We start from the raw sequence: 18320 nt of genomic DNA on the forward strand, positions 1-18320 counted from the left end.
GAGGACCGTAGTGATCCGTGAGCTGTGCGATCAGTGTGTAATCGTTCCAGTTGTTACTATAGCGTAGAATCTCCCGGGCACCGACCCAACCCGTCGAAAGACATAGATAGTTGCCCACCACAAACGGATATCATGGTCAGCGAAGAGATCGAACGCGTCGCAGTATTGGGTAGCGGCACGATGGGCCACGGTATCGCAGAAGTCGTCGCGATCGCTGGATACGATGTGACGATCCACGACGTCGACGCTGATGCACTGGCGGATGCGATCGACAACATCGAATCCAGCCTCGAGAAACTCGAGGAAAGCGATTCCATCGACGTCTCCCCGGCGCAGGCTCTCGAGGCGATTGGAACCACTTCCGTCCTTGAAGAGGCGGTGGTTGACTCCGATCTAGTCGTCGAAGCCGCTCCAGAGCGCCTCTCCCTCAAACAGGAAATTTTCTCGGACCTCGACGATCTGGCACCGAACGGGACCATACTTGCGACTAATACGTCCTCACTCTCGATCTCGGAAATAGCGAGTGCGACTGAACGACCGGGAGATGTCGTCGGGATGCACTTCTTTAATCCGCCGGTCAAGATGGAACTCGTCGAAGTGGTCCGGGGGGATGCGACCCGCGATGAAACCGTCGAGGCGTCCATGTCCTTTGTCGAGTCGATCGAAAAGACGCCGATCGAGGTTCGGAAAGACGTTCGCGGATTCGTCGTGAACTCCATTCTGGAGCCATTTATCGACGAACCGGCGTGGATGGTTTCGGAGGGGATAGCAACCGTTCGGGAGGCGGACGCTGCCATGGTTCACCGTCGTGGATACCCGATGGGCCCTTTCGAACTGTCCGATCTCACTGGCATCGACGTCAACTACCACATTCGCACAGAGGCGAATATTCCGGTCCCTCCAATAATGGAACGAAAAGTCGAACAAGGTACCCTCGGTAGAAAGAGCGGTGAAGGGTACTACGAGTACGACTCGGGTCCGGGAGCCGACTACGAATCCGATGACTGCGAGGGATTCGACACCCTTCGCGTCGAGGCTCGAATGGTAAACGAGGCGGCGAAACTCGTCGGCAACGACGTGGCCACAGTCGAGGACATAGATATCGGATCCCGTCTCGGAACGAATTTCCCGGAGGGACCGTGTCGCCGCGGCGACGAGATCGGACTTGACACTGTTCTTGAGAAGCTCCGTACGCTCTCTCGGGAAACCGATGCCCCCCGATATGAGCCCGCACCCCACCTCGAGAGACTTGTCGATGCCGGAAATACCGGCGTTGACGCTGGCTCTGGCTTCTACGAGTACGACGACGTCGAAGCCACCGACGGAGATCAATATGCGACCGATGGGGGAAGCGAATATCGGACGATCAACTACACCGTGACTGAACGCGGTGTCCTCGAAATCGAACTCGATCGTCCGGATCGATTGAACGCTCTATCGATCGACCTCAAAGACGAGTGTCTCGATCTCTTGGAAACCGTTGACGTCGATCAAATTCGATGCGTGACGATCGAAGGGGCCGGGAATCGGGCGTTTTGTGCTGGCGCAGACATTACTGAATTCGAACAAAAACGCCCTGTAGACGTTATGGACGTTTCATCCTTCCACGAGGAAATCTACGACTTCCCACGGCCTGTGATAGCCAAAATAGACGGCTACTGTCTCGGCGGTGGTTGCGAACTCGCGCTTGCCTGCGACCTTCGCATCGCTACGACTGACTCGACGTTCGGCCAGCCTGAAATACGGCTCGGACTCATTCCTGGTGGCGGCGCCACGCAACGTCTGGTTAGACTCGTCGGCGAAACGCGTGCGAAAGAACTCGTCTATCGTGGCAACCAAATTGATGCGACAACGGCCGAGGAATGGGGACTCGTCAATCGGGCCGTCGAGCCAAACGCGTTCGAGGATACCGTCGAAGCGTTCCTCGCGGACATCGTTGAGGGACCGCCGGTCGGCCTTGAGGTTGCGAAAAAAGTTATTAATGGTGGACAGGACGTCCACTACGAAGCGGCGTTACTGCTCGAGAGCCAGGGATACGGACTACTCAAGAGCACCGAGGATGTCGCGGAAGGCACGGCGGCGTTTCTCGAGGACCGTGAACCGGAATTCACTGGCGAGTAATCGTGCTGGCCCCGGTGGGTGCGTCGGGCGAAGGATATAGGTGGGTGTAACCCGATGTATCGCCACAGGTGTTAGGGTTGTGAGCAAAGTAACCGATATGCGTACAGCAATTTCCAAAACGATACACGACGGAGACTGTCTCTACCTCTCCGGATTCACCCATCTCATACCGTTCGCCGCTGGTCACGAGATCATCCGTCAAGGGTTCGAAGATCTGACACTCGCACGAGCAACGCCAGATCTGGTCTACGATCGCATGATTGCGGCGGGGTGTGTGAAGAAGGTCCTGTTTTCCTGGGCCGGGAACCCGGGCGTCGGTAGCCTCCACGCGTTTCGTAGAGCCGTCGAGGACGGCGTACCCAACGAGATCCGAACTGAGGAATACACCCACTCCGCCACGGCCGCTCGGTTGCGTGCCGGTGCCCACGGGTTGCCGTTCCTTCCGGTTCGTACGTTCGAGGGGTCGACGCTTCCCGAACACAACGACACGATCAGGAAGATTGATAATCCCTACGGTGACGACAGAATCTACGTCGTTCCGCCTCTGGAGCCCGACGTTTCGGTAGTTCGCGCCCAACGTGCTGACCGGGAGGGTAACGCGCACCTGTGGGGAATCACCGGGGAGATACCTGACGCCGCCTACGCGGCTGATCGGGTCGTTCTTGCAGTCGAAGAGCTCGTCGACGAATCGGTAATCGCGAGCGATCCAAATCGAACGCGGATTCCCGGACACCTCGTCGACTACGTCGTCGAGGAACCGTACGGTGCACACCCGTCGTATGCACAGGGGTACTACAACCGGGACAACGAAGCGTACCAAGCCTGGGAAAACGCGTCTGCTACGCACGAGCGCCTCCTCGAGTGGCTCGACGAGTGGGTGTACGCCGTCGACGACCACACCGAGTACCTCGAGAAGCTCGGCGTCGGTCGGTTGCAATCTCTTGAACCGGAAGCGACCTACACGGCACCAGCCAACGTCGGGGCCTACACCGGGGGAACGACGCATGACTGAGTACACCAAGTCAGAACTCATGGTTGCAAGCGCGGCCAGGGAGATTCACGATGATGACGCGGTATTCGTCGGAATCGGCGTTCCGACGCTCGCCTGTGGACTGGCAAAACAGTTGCACGCCCCGAACCTGACGATGATCTACGAATCCGGCACGATCGACACGACATTCGACGAACTGCCGCTTTCGATCGGCGATCCGGAACTCGCTGGTGGTTCCCGGAGCATCGTCTCTCTGTACGATGTCTTCTGCAAGTACCTTCAGGCAGGTCGGATCGACGTGGGCTTTCTCGGCGGCGCACAGATCGACCGATACGGCAATATCAACTCGACCGTCATCGGCGATTACGATGATCCGACCGTTCGTTTGCCGGGAAGCGGTGGAGCCTGCGAAATCGCGAGTAATGCCAATCGAACTGTCATCATTACCCCACACGAACCCCGTCGTCTTCCGGAGTCGGTCGATTTTGCTACCAGCCCGGGTCACGTGACCACCGATGATGAACCGACGAGGTCCGGGAGCCCCGAAGCGATTATCACTGACAAGGCGATAATGCGTTTCGACGAGAGTGGTGACGCAAACGTGGAATCGATCCACCCCGGCGTGAGACCGGACGAGGTTCAGCAGGCGACCGGTTGGGAACTCAGCCTCGACGGTGTCGACGAAACGGCCGAACCGAAGGAGAAAGAACTCGATATCATTCGGAACAGACTCGATCCAAACCGCCGGTATACTGGTTGATCTTTTATCGATTTTCCGATGAGATCGTGATACTTTCGGGAGGAAAGTCTTTTATGCTCGAGTTGCCCGGTCTTTGTTAACCCCAGGGAATATATAACGTACCGACAAACGTTCCACTATGGGAAACGATGCCAACTCGCAACATCAGATCAAAGCGCTTCAGAAGGCGTTCAAAATTGTCGAGTCCATTGATAGGCTCGGTAGCGCGACGCTCGCGGAGATTTCACGCGACGTCGAGCTCCCGAAAACCACCGTCTATAGGCATCTTGCAACGTTGAAAGAAAGCGGCTACATCGCACAGACACAGGACGAGTATCAACTCAGCTATCGGTTTCTCGAATACGGGATCCGCCGGCGGAGCAGAGATCCGGTGTACGCTGTCGCCAAAGAGAGCATGAACACGCTCGCCGAGGATACGGGCGAACGCGTCTGGTGTGTGGTGAAAGAAGGCCCCCACTGCGTGTATGTTTACAAAGTTGAAGGAAAATATCCGATCAGTACGGATATCCATATCGGACAGCGCCGCGAACTCCACCCGTACGCTGCCGGAAAGGCGATCCTCGCGTTCCAACCACAGGAACACATCGATGCGATACTCGACAACGCTGATCTGATCCCCCGAACCGAAAACACAATCACCGACAGGGATACCCTCCTCGACGAACTGGAGACGATCCGGGAACGCGGATACGCAGTCAACCGAGAGGAATCGATCAAGGGGCTACGGGGTGTCGGTGCTCCGATCAGAAACGAATACGACGAAGTCCACGCCTCGCTGAGCATTGCCGGAGCCGCAAATCGAATGCTCGGTGACCGTTTAACCCAGGAGATTCCAGAGATGCTTCTCGGGGCGGTCAACGATATCGAACTCGGACTCAGACATCCGTAACACTTCTCTGGTGCTTTGGCAGGCCTGAACTGCAGGGTCGAATTCGGCGCCGCAGGCCGGTTCGGCCCCGCAGTCGCCGCTTGTCGGAGTACTAGCGATCGACCTCCTGGCACTTGTTCGCCGTCGGTACTCCTGCGCTCCCGGTACCTGTTTCCCGTTTCGATCCGAACGTCTGCCGGTCGCGCGATCGTTTCGAGCCCGTCACCGCGATCGCCCAATCGACAACACTTAAGCGGATAGCGAAGTATTCTCCGGATATCAGTATGCCGAACGATCTGGTGACAATGCGTTTCGACGAGGGTGTTGCGACCGTCGAACTCAACGACCCCGCCAAGTACAACGCGCTCTCGAGAGACTTGGTCGCCGACCTTCAGGCCGGACTAGACGCCGTAGAGAAGAGTGACGCCCGTTGTGTCGTCGTCCGGGGCGCGAACGGGGCGTTTTCGGCCGGCGGTGACGTTCAGAAGATGAAAGAACGCCACGAACGAGATACCATCGATATCTCGGCGGAGATTCGGGATCTCGAACGAACAACGAGCGCCGTCATTACACGACTCGCAACGTTCCCGCTCCCGGTTGTCGCAGCGATCGACGGTCCAGCGGTCGGTGCAGGGGCCACCCTCGCACTGGCCTGTGACGTCCAGTTGGCGAGCGAGGATGCAAAAATTGGGTTCAGCTTTCGAAACGTTGGCCTCGCGATTGATTCGGCAACCTCCTATCTCCTTCCGCGCGTCGTCGGCGAGAACGTTGCAAAGGAACTCGTCTTCACCGGAGAAATCGTTGATGCCGACCGCGCGCTGGACCTCGGCCTCGTAAACCACGTCTATAAGACCGACGAATTTTCCGATGCAGTCGACGAATTCGTCGATACCGTGGCGTCGGGGCCCACCGTCGCCCTCGTCGAGGACAAGAAACTGATTCGTGAAGGACTCGAGAAATCGATCGATCACGCCGTTACAGACGAGGCCATGGCACAGGGAATCGCGCTGACTACGGCCGATCACGAGGAGGGAGTCGAGGCCTTCCTCGAGGGACGGGATCCATCTTTCTCCGGGAAATGACGCTTGATTCGAAGATGGACAGCGATGCACTTGGATTCGAACCACGCGCTGCTGATAGAGACTGATAACGAACTCTCATGTACGACCACTGGCGGTATCACTACAATGTTCTCGTCATCGCGGTTGTCGCCAATTTCTGCCTCATGGGCATCCGCCTCGTAATCAGCCCGCTTGTTCCTGATATTGCGTCGACTTTTACTGTCTCGATGTCCGAGATCGGACTGGTTCTGACGGGTATGTGGGCTGCCTACGCACTTGGACAGTTTCCGAGCGGTGTTCTATCAGGTCACATTGGAGAGCGGTTGGTCATTCTCGTTGCTCTGGGGCTTACTGGCGTTGCAAGTTTGCTGACCGCGTTTTCCCCATCGTTTCCGCTCTTTGGGGTGTTCCTCCTTCTTCTGGGTGCAGGGACGGGTTTGTACTTCTCTGCTGCTACGCTGTTGTTGACGAAGATGTTCGAAAACACCGGCCAGGCAGTCGGTTTCTTAACTGCCGGTGGGGCATTCGCTGGGCTAATCGCGCCGATTGCCGCGGCTCAGGTCGCTGTCTGGTACAACTGGCGAGGCGCGATCCTCCTTGGAACGATCACGTTCGTCGTATTGCTCCTCTTTTCGTGGGTGGTGAAACCCCAGCAAACCGACGTCGATGGTTCGATCATGGACGGTCTTGCGCTCTCGACGATGATCGATCTGCTCTCGCGACCGAAGATTGCTTTCTCAATTCTCATTGGAGCCGCCGCAGTATTTGCTTTCAACGCGATCACCACGTTTTTTCCCACGTTCTTGATCGAGAGCAAGGAGTTCACTACCCAGCAAGCCGGAGTAACGTTCGGTGTCGTTTTCTTTCTCTCCGCTATCTTCCAACCAATCTCGGGCCGATTGTCAGATATCTTCTCTCGGGATGTCGTTTTGATCGCGAATTTGTCCCTCGCATCGATCGGATTCGTCCTCCTCATCTGGGGATCCACGTTGTACACGTTGTTCGCCGGACTGACACTGCTCGGCCTTGGCATCAGCTGGGCGGGGATCATTCAAGTCCGGTTCACGGACGTTTTGGACAAATCAGAATGGGGGATCGGTTATGGACTCGCTCGCTCGACGTTCATGCTTATCGGTGCTCTTGGCAGTGTAGTCGTCGGCGTTCTCGCCGACTTTTTTGGCTGGTCAGTGGCGTTCGGTTCTGTAGCCCTTCTTCTCGGGGTTGTCGTCCTCGCTATCCTCGCAAACGTTCTCTTCAATCTTGAGCTTTAATTCTCGGTATACAGAAAATCGCGTACAGGTGATCGTACAAGCCAGTATCTAATTGCTGAAAATAGACAGTACTGGCCGGTTGGCGTTGAGGAGGATGCTTTGAGCGGCGCTCCCAAAAATCGCTTTTCCGGTTGGGCTTCGCTTTCTCCCACCGATGACGATGTACTCTGCGTCGACTTCGCTGGCGTAGGAAATCACTCTCTGACTCGGGTTGCTGTCTACCAGTCCGACGTGGATGGGATCATCGGAAACTCCCTCTGTCGCCGCCTTGGTTCTCTCTTTAGCAATTTCTCTCAGCCGATCTGAAGAGTCGTCGGAAACACCTCCGATGTCCGCGTCTGTCGTCCCCATAGAGATGACGTGAACGACGTGAAGTTCCCTATCGAATGCCGTTGCTAGTTTCTCGGCCTCTTCGACGATACGGCTATCGGATGAGTCAGCGATGGCTGCGACGACTGGCATGTGTATCTATTGGCGAGTTATACTATAATTACCTTTCCCACTGAAATCGGCACAGTAAGGAACCCTCTCTGTACTTTCGCGTCCGCATCCCGACATAAGTGGGCTGATTCAGCATCGTTAATACGGCGCAGCCAAAACCTGTCTGGTGATGGTATACGCATGACGAGTGAATCAGTAGACCAGGATATATTCGAGCAAATGATCGACCAACACGGGTTCCTCGCAAATATGGATATCGAACACGTGCGTACCGATCGCGGTCGGACCGTACTCTCGATGCCGTATAATGACGACATCGCGAACACCTTCCAGGGAAGTAGTGGAAGTCTCCACGGCGGTGCCCTTGCAACGTTGATTGACGCCGGCTGTGGATTCGCTTTACGATCGACGTTCGACGATCCGATTGCGGCAGGCCTCGCCACGACTGACCTCTCCGTCACGTACGTAAGTCCGGCTACGACCAACCTGAGGCTTGTCGCGACCGTTGTTCGTGCTGGTGGTGCAGTAGGGTTTGCCGAGGCGACGATCAAACAAGCGGATACCAACGACGATCAAGTAGTTGCGCGCGGTGATACGACATACCGAATTTTCCGGGATACAGATGATTGAACAGTGTGGCGTCATGTTCGGATACGCTGATCGAATCTGAAAGCGAACGATAGAAAGCTCTGTTCTAAAACCGACCCATTTACTTTAGTTGCACCGTCTATAATAACCGTTAGGACTATTCATTCGTGGAGTGCCGAAATAAACAGTGGATCACCTCGGCGATATCTCAGTCGAAGAGTTGCAAGATGCTCTCGACAACGTGTACGGAAAGAAGCCGACACAACGGCTTTTAGCCGCAATAGCGTACAAAAACGGCGTCGAGCAGACTGAACTAGCCGAGTGGTACGGGGTGGAGCGACGAACGATTTATAGTTGGCTCAAGCGACTCGATACTGATGAGTCGCTTGAGCAGGCCGTTACTGATGCTAACCGATCTGGGAGAAGCCCAAAGCTCTCGGAAAAAGATCAAGAACAGTTCGAAGCAACTGTCCACGAACCTCCTGAGGAAGTTGGGATCGACGCACCGGCGTGGACGCCGGCGCTCGTCCAATAGCATCTTGATGACACCTACGATATCGAGTACTCAATCCCGAGTTGCCGGCGGTTGCTCAAAGAAGCAGGATTGAGCTATCAAAAGTCACGCCGTGCAGCTGCCGTATCCGATGCTGACGAGCAAGAAACGATCCGAGAGGAGTTCAAAAAAAGCGGCGGGAGATGGACGCCACAGTAACCTATATCGACCAAACCAAGAAATCCGTGCAAGTTGAGCCGCGTTCCGCGTGGTTTCCCCGCGGCACGCGGCCGTCTGTCGAATTGTCCGGTCAACGCGACTGAACGTGTCTCTTGGGCGCGATTCAAAGAGTACGTAACCGCCGCTCACGCAAACATCTCATTTTCACATTATACAAAGAGTTTGAAGACGATTTGATTATTGTGTTGGATGGAGAGCCGTATTTTCGGGCGTCGCCCGTCAGGTCCGTGATGACCTCGCTTTCGTCACGCTACCGGCATACTCGCCAGAGCTAAATCCTGTCGAAGAATGCTGAAGACAACTCCAAGCCGCTCTCAGCAACCGCTTCTTTGACTCACTCACCGAGCTCACAACAGCGATTGATACAGCTATTGATCGATTCCCTGTGCTAGAGGTGAGCAATCATCTCTAATTTCTACTATAGTGGTCAGTGTGGACGGCCCGCCGTACCGTGGGATGCGCCCTGCAAACTGGCCATCGGAGGTCAATTTTATCAGTAGACGCTGATCGGGGAGGTAATGTCCCTAAACGCCGCCTTGCCGTCACCTGCGTGTCGCTGACGCCGATAGTTCTCGCTCAGCTTCGTCGTGACCAAAACCGATCACCCCGTTCCCGACAGAAATGAGGTTCCCGTTCGCTCTACACAACCATATGTTGATATGTATTATTCGCATATATGTTTGGTTAGTGTTCGATAGAGTGGAAGCAGCGGTGCAGGTCGTGAAACTGGAGCGGGGGGGACTTCCCTGTCACCAATTGCTTCACGGACGAGCCGTGCTACGCTTATCGCACACCCCCAGGATACCGAGATACCCGCACCACCGTGGCCGTAGTTGTGGACGACCGGTCCACACGATTCTTCGGCCAGTTCGACGCGTACGCCGTCTCCCTCGGGGTCACGGAGCGGTCGGTAGCCGATCGAGACTTCCAGGTCAGATCGCTCTACGTCTACACCCAGTTGAGCGAGGAGTTCGGCGTTCAATTCTACGATGCGTTTCGGAACCTCCGTCCCCCCGATTTTCGTGGTCGGTTCGTTCAGGGGTGGGAAACACGGCTTCTCGTCCGGCCGGTAGGGGACTGACTGATGTGTTCCTCCCATCACTATCCCATCCATTCGGGGGAAGCAGTAGACCCCTTTTCGATCTCCTGCGACGGAGTAGGAGTACGAAATCATCGTTCCATCGAGTTTCGGAATCGGTGCACGCTGTGCGGTGACGAGATGGCCACGTGCCGCGTGGTACGGTGCGCTGTCTTCGAACAATTCCGGACTCCGTAGCCCAGTGCAGTTGATCAGTAGTCCGGGCATTTCGGTTAGATCTGTGCGTGTCACGGTTCGCTTTCGAATACTCCCTCCAGCCGCCTGATACAACCTGTACAACCCTTCCATGTACGTCGGCATATCGGCGAAAAGCATCTCGGCAGTAAAGTCCGTCACGTGTTCTGAACCCGTCCGTCGAGGAAGGGCGTTCGGCGATTCGACTTTTCGGAATCCGTCGAGGTACTTCGGGGCGTTCGAAGGACCACGCCCTTCCTCGTCGATCCAGTAGTGGTCGTTCTTCCGGACGCCAAGAACGCTCAACTCCTCTAACAGCCGAAAAACCGTCTGACTCTCCTCGAAGGTTTCATCCAGGCTGTCCATGCCGACCGAGTATGGAAGAATGGCACCTGCACCGTACGCGGAGGAAAAACGAGGGTCTCGATGTTGCTCCTCATAGGCGAACTGATCTGCAACTATCTGGGTGTTGTATCCGAGGAGTGTAAGCGCAAGCGCGGTGGAGGTGCCATTGACCCCGGCACCGAGGACAGTTATGTCTGGTTGCATGCATATTGAACCTGCACAGTGATAATAAATGTTCTGCTCGGGTGGGTATAGTAGCCACTGCACGTCAGTGCACACCCGATCGCACGTCAGCTGTGGGATGGGTGTGTCAATCGGTGCAGTTGTTACTATGGTGGTTCGTCGAACCAGAACGGGTGAAGTGAGCTGGGATCAGTTGCCTGCTTTGGCTCACTCGTCTGCGCTCGATGAATCTCCATACGGTTGGGTAACAAATTACACTGCATGCACCTGTTCGAATATTTAGAACAACATTTATTATCAATTACAATGTTTATCAACCATGCTAAATGAGAACGACATCGATCGGCCTGTCACCACGACAGAGACGACTTTCGAAATACTCGAAGAAATCAAGGAGTTAGGCGAGGCGACCCCGACAGAACTCGCCAAGAAACTGGATTATTCTAAGAGTACCATCCACCGATATCTGGTAACACTGGAAAAGGGGAACTATCTGTTGAGAGAAGGTGGGAAATTTAAGATAAGTATGTGCTTTCTGGATTTCGGAATGGAGGCCAAACAGCGATTGCCGTTAGAGTACGTCTGTCCCCGCGTGGACGACCTCGCCGAAAAAACCGGTGAAGCCGTTTGGTTCTACACGGAAGAAAACGGTCTCTGCTTTCACATCTACAGGGCACAGGGCGACAACGCAATCGTGACCGGAACGCGAGAAGGAAAAGTCAGCAAAATCCACTATCTCGCTTCCGGAAAGGCGATACTCTCACAGTACTCCGAGAGTCGAATCGCAAAAATCCTCGATAAACACGGCCTCCCGAAGCGAACTGAAAATACAATAACCGACAGGGACGAGCTCATGGGCCAGATCGAACAGATACGGGACGAGGGGGTGGCGTATAATTTAGAAGAATCCGTGACTGGCATTCATTGCATTGCTGCCCCAATTGCCACTGAAAGTCGAGTGATCGGTTCGATCGGCGTTGTTGGCCCGTCGACGAGACTCGAGAAATCGTATATGGACACCGAGATCAAAAAACACCTGATGGATGCAACGAATACGATCCAGGTTGATCTCGAAATGTCGAGTAATCAGTAAGTGTAACTCATGTGGGGGATCGGTGGTGTATTATCTATGACGTGTGAATACTGCTCGCGACACGGGACTATAGTATAGTAACAACTGAAACGAGCTACGCACCGATCGCACAGCTCACGGGTCACTACGTTCCCCGTTCGCAATCCCGCGGTTCTCGCTCACTCCGTTCACTCCGAACCGCGCTCTCGTCCCGCGATCGGGTGTGCGGTGACGTGCGGTGGCTACTGTAGCGAATAATCGATCCAGTAGTGAAAAATCGCACCCTCGAGTCAATAGTCTCTCTCTGAGTCGGCGGCCCGCACGATCGGAATATATCCCGATCACGAGCGGAAAGAACGTGCCCTGCGGGTCCGGTCGTTTAACCGTGGGCCGTGGTTACACCTAACTATCAAGGACTATATATTAGTTCTCACCTGTATGATTTGCACACATACCGATCTACGTCATCGACGGGCACAGTTCCCGTCAGTATCCCTGTTCCTTTCCACTGGGATGGCTAAAACGCGTACAGGACACGTCCCAACCTGGGCTTCACTCGTCAGGGGTAAAAGCCTGATCTCCAGTGTACTGAAACACTTCCGGGTTCACGACGTTTTCGAGGGGTTCGCCGGACAGTGCACGTTTCAATTCCTGGCGGGCACCCCTGATCATGCCTTGCCTCGCACTCGGAGAGGTCGACCCCATGTGAGGAGAAACGACGATACGTTCACAGTCGAGTACCGGTGAGTCCGTCGGTGGCTCTGTTTCGAATACGTCGAGTGCTGCGGCCCGAATATCCCCGTTTTCGATCGCGTCGACGAGAGCTGACTCGTCGACGATCGGGCCCCTGGCAGCGTTGACCAGAATTGCGGACTCTCGCATACGGCTGAACGCCTCCGTGGAGAACATATTTCGGGTCGTATCCGTCAGGGGTGCATGAATACTGATACACTCGGATCGCTCGAGAAGTTCGTCAAACTCGACTGGCTCTACCCCGACGTGGTCGAAAATATCGCTGGGGAGGTAGGGATCGTAGGCAATTACGTCCGTTCCCATTCCACGTGCCATCGAAACGATCTCGCGACCGATCCGCCCCAGTCCTACGATGCCGAAGGTTTTCCCGTGAATCGGATGGATCCTTCTTCGCTCCCATCCTGGCCCGTCTCGCATGTCTCGGTCACACCGGACGACGTCGTGAGCAGCTGCGAGCGCCAGCGACATCGCGTGGCTGGCAACGTCCCGTGGGGCGTACTCTGGTACGTTCGAGACGGGAATCCCTCTCGAAGTGGCCTCTCGAATATCCACGCAATCGTAGCCCGCTGCAGGGACGAGTATCAATCGTAGCTCTCCAGCGGCTTCCATTACCCGCTCGGTGATTGGCACCGACCCTCTGACAACAATGTCCGCTCCCTCACAGACCGCAACTGCGTCCTCTTCTGTGTGGCAATCGGCGTACACGAGCTCACCACCGGCCGCCTCGACGACGTCATCGTACGGTGATTCCCCGCGAAAAATCCGTCTGGTAACAACGACACGCATACTGCTATTCACAAATTTCAAATGATAAATGTTGTGGTGGCCATCGGTCGTTCGGTTCGGACAGTGAGGCGATCGGGACTGTGGCCCGCTCCGGGCAATGCGTGCAGTAGACTGTATCAGTGGCTCTTGTGCTGGTGAATTGCCGTTCCCAGTGCCCGAATTCCGTCTTCGATTTCGGATGGCTCGACGTGGCTGAACGAGAGTCTGAACGCGTTTTCCCCACCATCGTGGGGGTAGAACATTGGACCCGGAAGGAAGCTTACGCCCTCCTCGATGGCCTCGGTGAGTAACTCGTCGATAGCGATCTCGTCGTCGATTTCTACCCAGATGAAAAAACCGCCGCTCGGCTCGCTCCAGCTAACGTTCGCTGGCATGTGTGACTCGAGTGCGTCCAGCATCAGGTCTCTCCGCCTGGCGTACTCGGCCTTCAGAGTGGGCACGGAGTCAGCGAAATGCCCGTCTGCACAGTAGTGGCCGACGACGCTTCGCGTGAACGTGTTCTTCCCACCAGCGAATAGCGTTTCTATGGCTTCTCGAACTGGCTTTGCTGCGACCAGCCATCCCAGTCGGACACCGGGTGCGATCGTTTTCGCAAACGTCCCGATGCGAATCACGCGACCCGAGTCGTCGAGAGCAGCCAACGGCGGCTCCGGGTCTCCCTCGTAGCGTAAATCGCGGTACGCGTCGTCTTCTATTACGACGAAGTTGAACTCCGTAGCGAGTTCCAGAAGGCGTTCACGTCGCCGTTTTGGCATCGTGGTTCCAGTCGGGTTCTGGAAGCTCGGGGTCGTATACAATGCCTTTGGGAGTGGTTCATTGTTGTGCCGGCGCAACTCGAGTTCGGAAGCGAGTGCAGAGACGTCCAGTCCCTCCCCGTCGAGTGGAGTCCCAACGACGTTGATTCCCAGATTTTTGAACGTGCGAATGGACCCCAGGAAGGTGGGTTCCTCGGTGATCAGGGTGTCTCCAGGTCGGAAAAACGCTCGACAGGTGGTATCGATTGCGTGCGTCGCTCCATTTGTAATCAACACATTGGACTCCTCGAGATCGATGCCGCGGTCTGCCTCTCGGCTGGCGATCCACGACTCCAATTTTTCCGCGTACTCGCCACCGCCGTACTGCAGGGCCTGGTCCCCTTCTTCGTCGAACACTGTCTGAATGGATTTTACCAACTGGTCGGTTGGGAACGATTCCGGGTACGGGAAGCCGGACGTGAGCGAAGTGGTTTCAGCCGTTCCGATCGACCGCCACGATCCATACTTGGATCGGTTGATGTTCGCCTGTGCCGTATCCGTCATCAGAGATACTGGGTCGCAGTCAGTGGGTCCGGCGTCGATGTTGTCAGCCATCCGTTTTGATAGATCAGATCACTCTATAATGTTCTTTTTGGTACGGGAGGTTTATACCGGATACTGGCTCGGTCGGAGCTGTTGTAGATACTCGAACGTAGTGAACAGTAATTTATAATCGTACGGGCGTAAATGATTGAACTGCGATTCGAATAACTCGGACCGAAGATCGATGACTGACACTGCCGATCGGGAAACGACATTTTCCGTCGTCGTATTTACCAGACAAAATATTTATGCCATAGAGACAATTAGCAGTAGACAGCAACTTCGAGTTGCTAAATCGCATGATATACAACAACCGGATCAAACACGCTATCGAGAACGACCAGGTCGTTCTCGGAGGAGTAGCATACACCAGTTCCCCGATGGTCATCGAACTCTGTGGTGATATCGGCCTCGACTTCGTCTGGGTCGATCTGGAACATCGAGGCTGTAGTCCTTTTGATAGTGAATCGCTGGCGAACCTCTCTCGAGCGGCAGAAGTCGCGGACACGAGTCTTCTCGTGAGGCTTCCCGGTAGCGACCCGGATATGATCCGCAAAGTTCTGGACTCCGGTATTCGGAACGTCCTTCTACCGCGTGTCGAGACCCCCGAGGAAGTGAGAAGAGCAGTCAAGGCGACTAAATTCACGTACGAGGGCGAACCCGGGAAACGGGGTGGGAGTCACGCCCGAACGACGATTTATGGCAAAGACATCGAAAACCTTCGTGACGTCGAGGACGATTCAGTCTGTCTGGGCGTTATGATCGAAACGATACAGGCAATCGAGAACCTAGAAGAGATCCTCTCTATTCCCGAGTTAGGGTTCGTTCGTACCGGACCCGGGGATCTCTCGATCTCACTGGGTATCGATGACTCTTCGGATCCGCGCATATGGGAACACCGTGAGTACCTGGAAGAGACGGCACTGGAATACGACGTTCCACTGTCGAGCGGGACGGTGTATTACGATGGGATCGAGGAAACAGTCGATGCAGGATACCAGATCGTGACGATCGGACGGGATCTCCCCATTCTTCGCCAGCGAATGCAAGAACGCTACGACGCGGCCGTGGACGGGTTAGAAGGCCTGGAATATCCGTTCTAAACGACGAGCACGCGGAAACACTCCCGGATTCGATCGTCCCAGTACAGCCCTTCCTAGTTTCGGTCTCGGTCTCGGTAGATCTGCGGTCGAACCAGTATGCCGCTTGCAGTGGCGAGACGACTGATTACTGATCTGGCCCCGAATACACATCGTTGAGAACCCCGATAAATTCCCCAGAGTCTACTTTGCAGGAGACGGGCTGGCCGACGTGACCGAGATCTCTCGCCATTTCGGCGCTCTCCCTGAGATTTTCGAGGTCCTTATGAACGTAGCCGAGGGCTTCCATATCGCCGATCGCTGCGAATTCAGCTATCCTGTTGAGGAGGTGTGCCCGTAGTTCTCGCGTGTGATCTTCCACGCCGATCGAATTGGTGTAGTCACCGATCCCGAGACTGATTCCAGTGACCGCCGAATAGTTCCCACACTCACGCGCGATATCGACTCCGTTCGCAACGCCACGTGGTGTCTCGAGTTGAACGAGAAATTCGGGTATCGAATCGGTTAGTTGCGTTGCGGTTTCTACGACTGTCTTGATCTCCCACGGCTGTTCGACTTTTGGGAGCCGTATGGTATCTGCTCCGGCATCGATCGCTGCTCCCGTATCCGCAAGCCAGAACTCGGAGTCGATTCCATTTATCCGGACGACGGTTTCTTTGGACTCGGGAACTGTATCGTTGATCACGTCGGTCAAGTTCGACCGTGCACTGTCCTTGTTCGAGGCCGGAACTAAATGCTCGAGGTCGAGGATCACACCGTCGGCATTACTGTCGGCAGCGAACTGAATTTTCTCGTGATTATCTGCGGGCGCGTACTGAAGGCTCCGTCTCAACGATCGGGACATATCTCTCAATTGGTTAGTCGGAATATAAAGGTTTCCGAACTGTCACAGAATACTACTTCCCGTCGACACTCCCAACCCACCATTCGGATGCTGGAGTGGACTTCTGGCGGACCCGATGCACACCTGGTCGGGTGATCGTTGTGCGATTCGTGTACCAATCGTTGCAGTCCCCACTCTATGGTTTCTGTGCTCGTGAAACCAGTACTTCCCTTACTTCTCTGGGTGGCCCGTACCGTTTACCGGCTATCTGGGTCAAACTTATTACTGGTCGTCGTCATACACTGTTCATGGACAATTCAGACTGTAGTGATAATCATACGGTCAATTCGACCTCAGAATCGGAGCGAATCAAACGACTCGCCGAGGAGCTATCCTTCTGCAGTGCGGACGACGTCGTCGAACACACACTCGAGAAATCCGCTGCTATGAGAGGGAAATTCGACGTCGACGCTCTGTCGCCGCCACAGGGTGAGTCACACGGGCACAGATCGGACGACGAGTACAATGCGTTGGTGTACGTCTACGACGAACCCCGGACCGAGAGCCGAGACGGAGAGCTCTCGGGGATGACGTTTGCCATCAAAGATAGTATCGCCGTTCGCGATCTTCCGATGACGTGTGGACTAGAAGATCATGCGTACGTTCCCTCTTTCGATGCCCCCGTTGTCGAGCGGTTGTTAGATGCAGGTGGGACGATCACCGGGAAAGCGAATATGTACGCACTGGGCGTGGGAAAAGTCAGTGAACTCGGTCGCGTTCGCAACGCGATCGATCGGAATCGAGTTCCGGGTGGTTCCTCAAGTGGGAGTGCAGTCGCAGTGGCCAGTGGACTGGTCGACGCTTCGATCGGTGCCGACGCCGGAGGGAGTGTTAGAATACCCGCAGCGTTCAACGGTCTCGTCGGGATGAAACCATCGCCTGGGACGATTCCTGGGTATGGATCAGTGTCGACGATGAACACGTTAGGGACGAAGGGTCCAATCACACGGACCGTTACAGCGTGTGCACACGTTTTCGATGCTATTTCCGGCCCCGACCATCGTGATCCCGATTCTTACGGACGGAATATCAGTATAGACGTTGATACATTGGATCGAGAGCGGTCGTTCGACGTTGGCCTTCCGCAGTCGTTTTTTGCCGAGTCAGACGACGATGTCCGTGATAGAGTTACAGACGTCGCCAGGGAACTAGAACGGGAAACCGACTGTGAGGTTGTGGACGTAGAACTGGACAACGAATTGAGCTTTCTGCCTCCGTACTTTTCAGGGCCAGAGTTGACCTGGATAATAAAACACCACGGGGTCAATTATGGCGGTGGGGCGGCGTTCGATCCGGTTTCCCACCACTTCTTAGAAAAGCTCCAGAACGACGGGTTCAATAAGATAATCACGAAGAAGAAACTCCCGCACTCGTACCTCGATGACCAAACCGAGGGGAAACTGTATGCGGCCGCCAAGCGAATGATGATGGAGTACCGACGGGAAGTCGAAGGAGTGTTCGAGGACGTCGATCTGCTCCTTTCGCCGACGACGCCGATGCTCCCCCCAGAAGTTGCGCCGGATCTCGACGACGAACCGAGTACGTCGGGCAACACGCGGCCGTTTAATTTAGCGGGCACGCCGGCAGTGACTGTTCCCGTCGGACGAGTGGATGGACTTCCGGTCGGGGCTCAAATTGCTGCACCCGCCTACGAGGACGAACGAGCCCTCGCGGGTGCTCGAATGATCGAACGGCTACGTCGGTAACGACGGCTTCCCTCTTCTGAGACGGCTTGATACGGATTGCTGCAACTG

General features: G+C 55.3%; 15 protein-coding genes and 1 pseudogene. 11 read left to right on the forward strand and 5 right to left on the reverse strand.

Annotated elements, in window-relative coordinates; translation table 11 throughout:
- Nucleotides 1-132 precede the first annotated feature (132 nt).
- The 6 genes from EA473_RS08065 (at nt 133) to EA473_RS08090 (ending at nt 7072) form a co-directional block, all read left to right on the forward strand.
- The gene (locus tag EA473_RS08065) at nt 133-2121 is read left to right on the forward strand and encodes a 3-hydroxyacyl-CoA dehydrogenase/enoyl-CoA hydratase family protein (protein WP_124195152.1); all 1989 of its coding nucleotides are present in this window, start codon (nt 133-135) and stop codon (nt 2119-2121) included.
- A 97-nt stretch (nt 2122-2218) separates the two neighbouring features.
- The gene (locus EA473_RS08070) at nt 2219-3133 is read left to right on the forward strand and encodes a CoA transferase subunit A (RefSeq protein ID WP_124195153.1); all 915 of its coding nucleotides are present in this window, start codon (nt 2219-2221) and stop codon (nt 3131-3133) included.
- Nucleotides 3126-3872 (forward strand): CoA-transferase subunit beta, encoded by a 747-nt coding sequence (locus EA473_RS08075; RefSeq protein WP_124195154.1) that lies wholly within the window; start codon nt 3126-3128, stop codon nt 3870-3872. The genes EA473_RS08070 and EA473_RS08075 overlap by 8 nt, the downstream gene beginning before the upstream one ends.
- A gap of 118 nt (nt 3873-3990) precedes the next feature.
- Nucleotides 3991-4761 (forward strand): IclR family transcriptional regulator, encoded by a 771-nt coding sequence (locus EA473_RS08080; protein ID WP_124195155.1) that lies wholly within the window; start codon nt 3991-3993, stop codon nt 4759-4761.
- A gap of 263 nt (nt 4762-5024) precedes the next feature.
- Nucleotides 5025-5822, forward strand: coding sequence for an enoyl-CoA hydratase/isomerase family protein (locus EA473_RS08085; RefSeq protein ID WP_165875233.1), 798 nt, complete (start codon nt 5025-5027; stop codon nt 5820-5822).
- A 77-nt stretch (nt 5823-5899) separates the two neighbouring features.
- Nucleotides 5900-7072 (forward strand): MFS transporter, encoded by a 1173-nt coding sequence (locus tag EA473_RS08090; protein ID WP_124195156.1) that lies wholly within the window; start codon nt 5900-5902, stop codon nt 7070-7072.
- A 48-nt stretch (nt 7073-7120) separates the two neighbouring features.
- Here EA473_RS08090 and EA473_RS08095 read toward each other — a convergent pair whose 3' ends face one another.
- Nucleotides 7121-7534 (reverse strand): universal stress protein, encoded by a 414-nt coding sequence (locus tag EA473_RS08095; protein WP_124195157.1) that lies wholly within the window; start codon nt 7532-7534, stop codon nt 7121-7123.
- Between the two features lie 159 nt (nt 7535-7693).
- On the opposite strand from EA473_RS08095, the gene EA473_RS08100 reads away from it, so the two are divergent.
- Together EA473_RS08100 and EA473_RS08105 are read left to right on the forward strand one after the other, a co-directional pair.
- On the forward strand, nt 7694-8143 hold the full coding sequence (locus EA473_RS08100; RefSeq protein ID WP_124195158.1) for a PaaI family thioesterase: 450 nt from the start codon (nt 7694-7696) through the stop codon (nt 8141-8143).
- A gap of 145 nt (nt 8144-8288) precedes the next feature.
- A pseudogene (locus tag EA473_RS08105) lies at nt 8289-9246 on the forward strand (IS630 family transposase).
- Nucleotides 9247-9498: 252 nt separating this feature from the next.
- On the opposite strand, the gene EA473_RS08110 reads toward EA473_RS08105, so the two are convergent.
- Entirely contained in the window at nt 9499-10719 is a 1221-nt protein-coding gene (locus tag EA473_RS08110; protein ID WP_124195159.1) for an FAD-dependent oxidoreductase, read from the reverse strand.
- Between the two features lie 235 nt (nt 10720-10954).
- Between EA473_RS08110 and EA473_RS08115 the strand changes: the two genes are divergently transcribed.
- The gene (locus EA473_RS08115; RefSeq protein WP_124195160.1) at nt 10955-11728 is read left to right on the forward strand and encodes an IclR family transcriptional regulator; all 774 of its coding nucleotides are present in this window, start codon (nt 10955-10957) and stop codon (nt 11726-11728) included.
- A 531-nt stretch (nt 11729-12259) separates the two neighbouring features.
- On the opposite strand, the gene EA473_RS08120 is transcribed toward EA473_RS08115, so the two are convergent.
- The gene (locus EA473_RS08120; protein WP_124195161.1) at nt 12260-13246 is read right to left on the reverse strand and encodes a C-terminal binding protein; all 987 of its coding nucleotides are present in this window, start codon (nt 13244-13246) and stop codon (nt 12260-12262) included.
- Between the two features lie 116 nt (nt 13247-13362).
- Nucleotides 13363-14595 (reverse strand): aminotransferase-like domain-containing protein, encoded by a 1233-nt coding sequence (locus EA473_RS08125; RefSeq protein ID WP_124195162.1) that lies wholly within the window; start codon nt 14593-14595, stop codon nt 13363-13365.
- Between the two features lie 287 nt (nt 14596-14882).
- On the opposite strand from EA473_RS08125, the gene EA473_RS08130 reads away from it, so the two are divergent.
- The gene (locus tag EA473_RS08130; RefSeq protein ID WP_124195163.1) at nt 14883-15686 is read left to right on the forward strand and encodes an HpcH/HpaI aldolase family protein; all 804 of its coding nucleotides are present in this window, start codon (nt 14883-14885) and stop codon (nt 15684-15686) included.
- A gap of 124 nt (nt 15687-15810) precedes the next feature.
- On the opposite strand, the gene EA473_RS08135 is transcribed toward EA473_RS08130, so the two are convergent.
- A complete protein-coding gene (locus EA473_RS08135) occupies nt 15811-16527 on the reverse strand; it encodes an HpcH/HpaI aldolase/citrate lyase family protein (protein WP_243645217.1) in 717 nt (238 codons plus the stop codon).
- Nucleotides 16528-16952: 425 nt separating this feature from the next.
- Here EA473_RS08135 and EA473_RS08140 point away from each other — a divergent pair, with 425 nt between their 5' ends.
- Entirely contained in the window at nt 16953-18272 is a 1320-nt protein-coding gene (locus tag EA473_RS08140) for an amidase family protein (protein ID WP_207890157.1), read from the forward strand.
- The last annotated feature ends 48 nt before the right edge of the window (nt 18273-18320 follow it).

The organism is Natrarchaeobius chitinivorans (assembly GCF_003841505.1).
GTDB lineage: Archaea > Halobacteriota > Halobacteria > Halobacteriales > Natrialbaceae > Natrarchaeobius > Natrarchaeobius chitinivorans.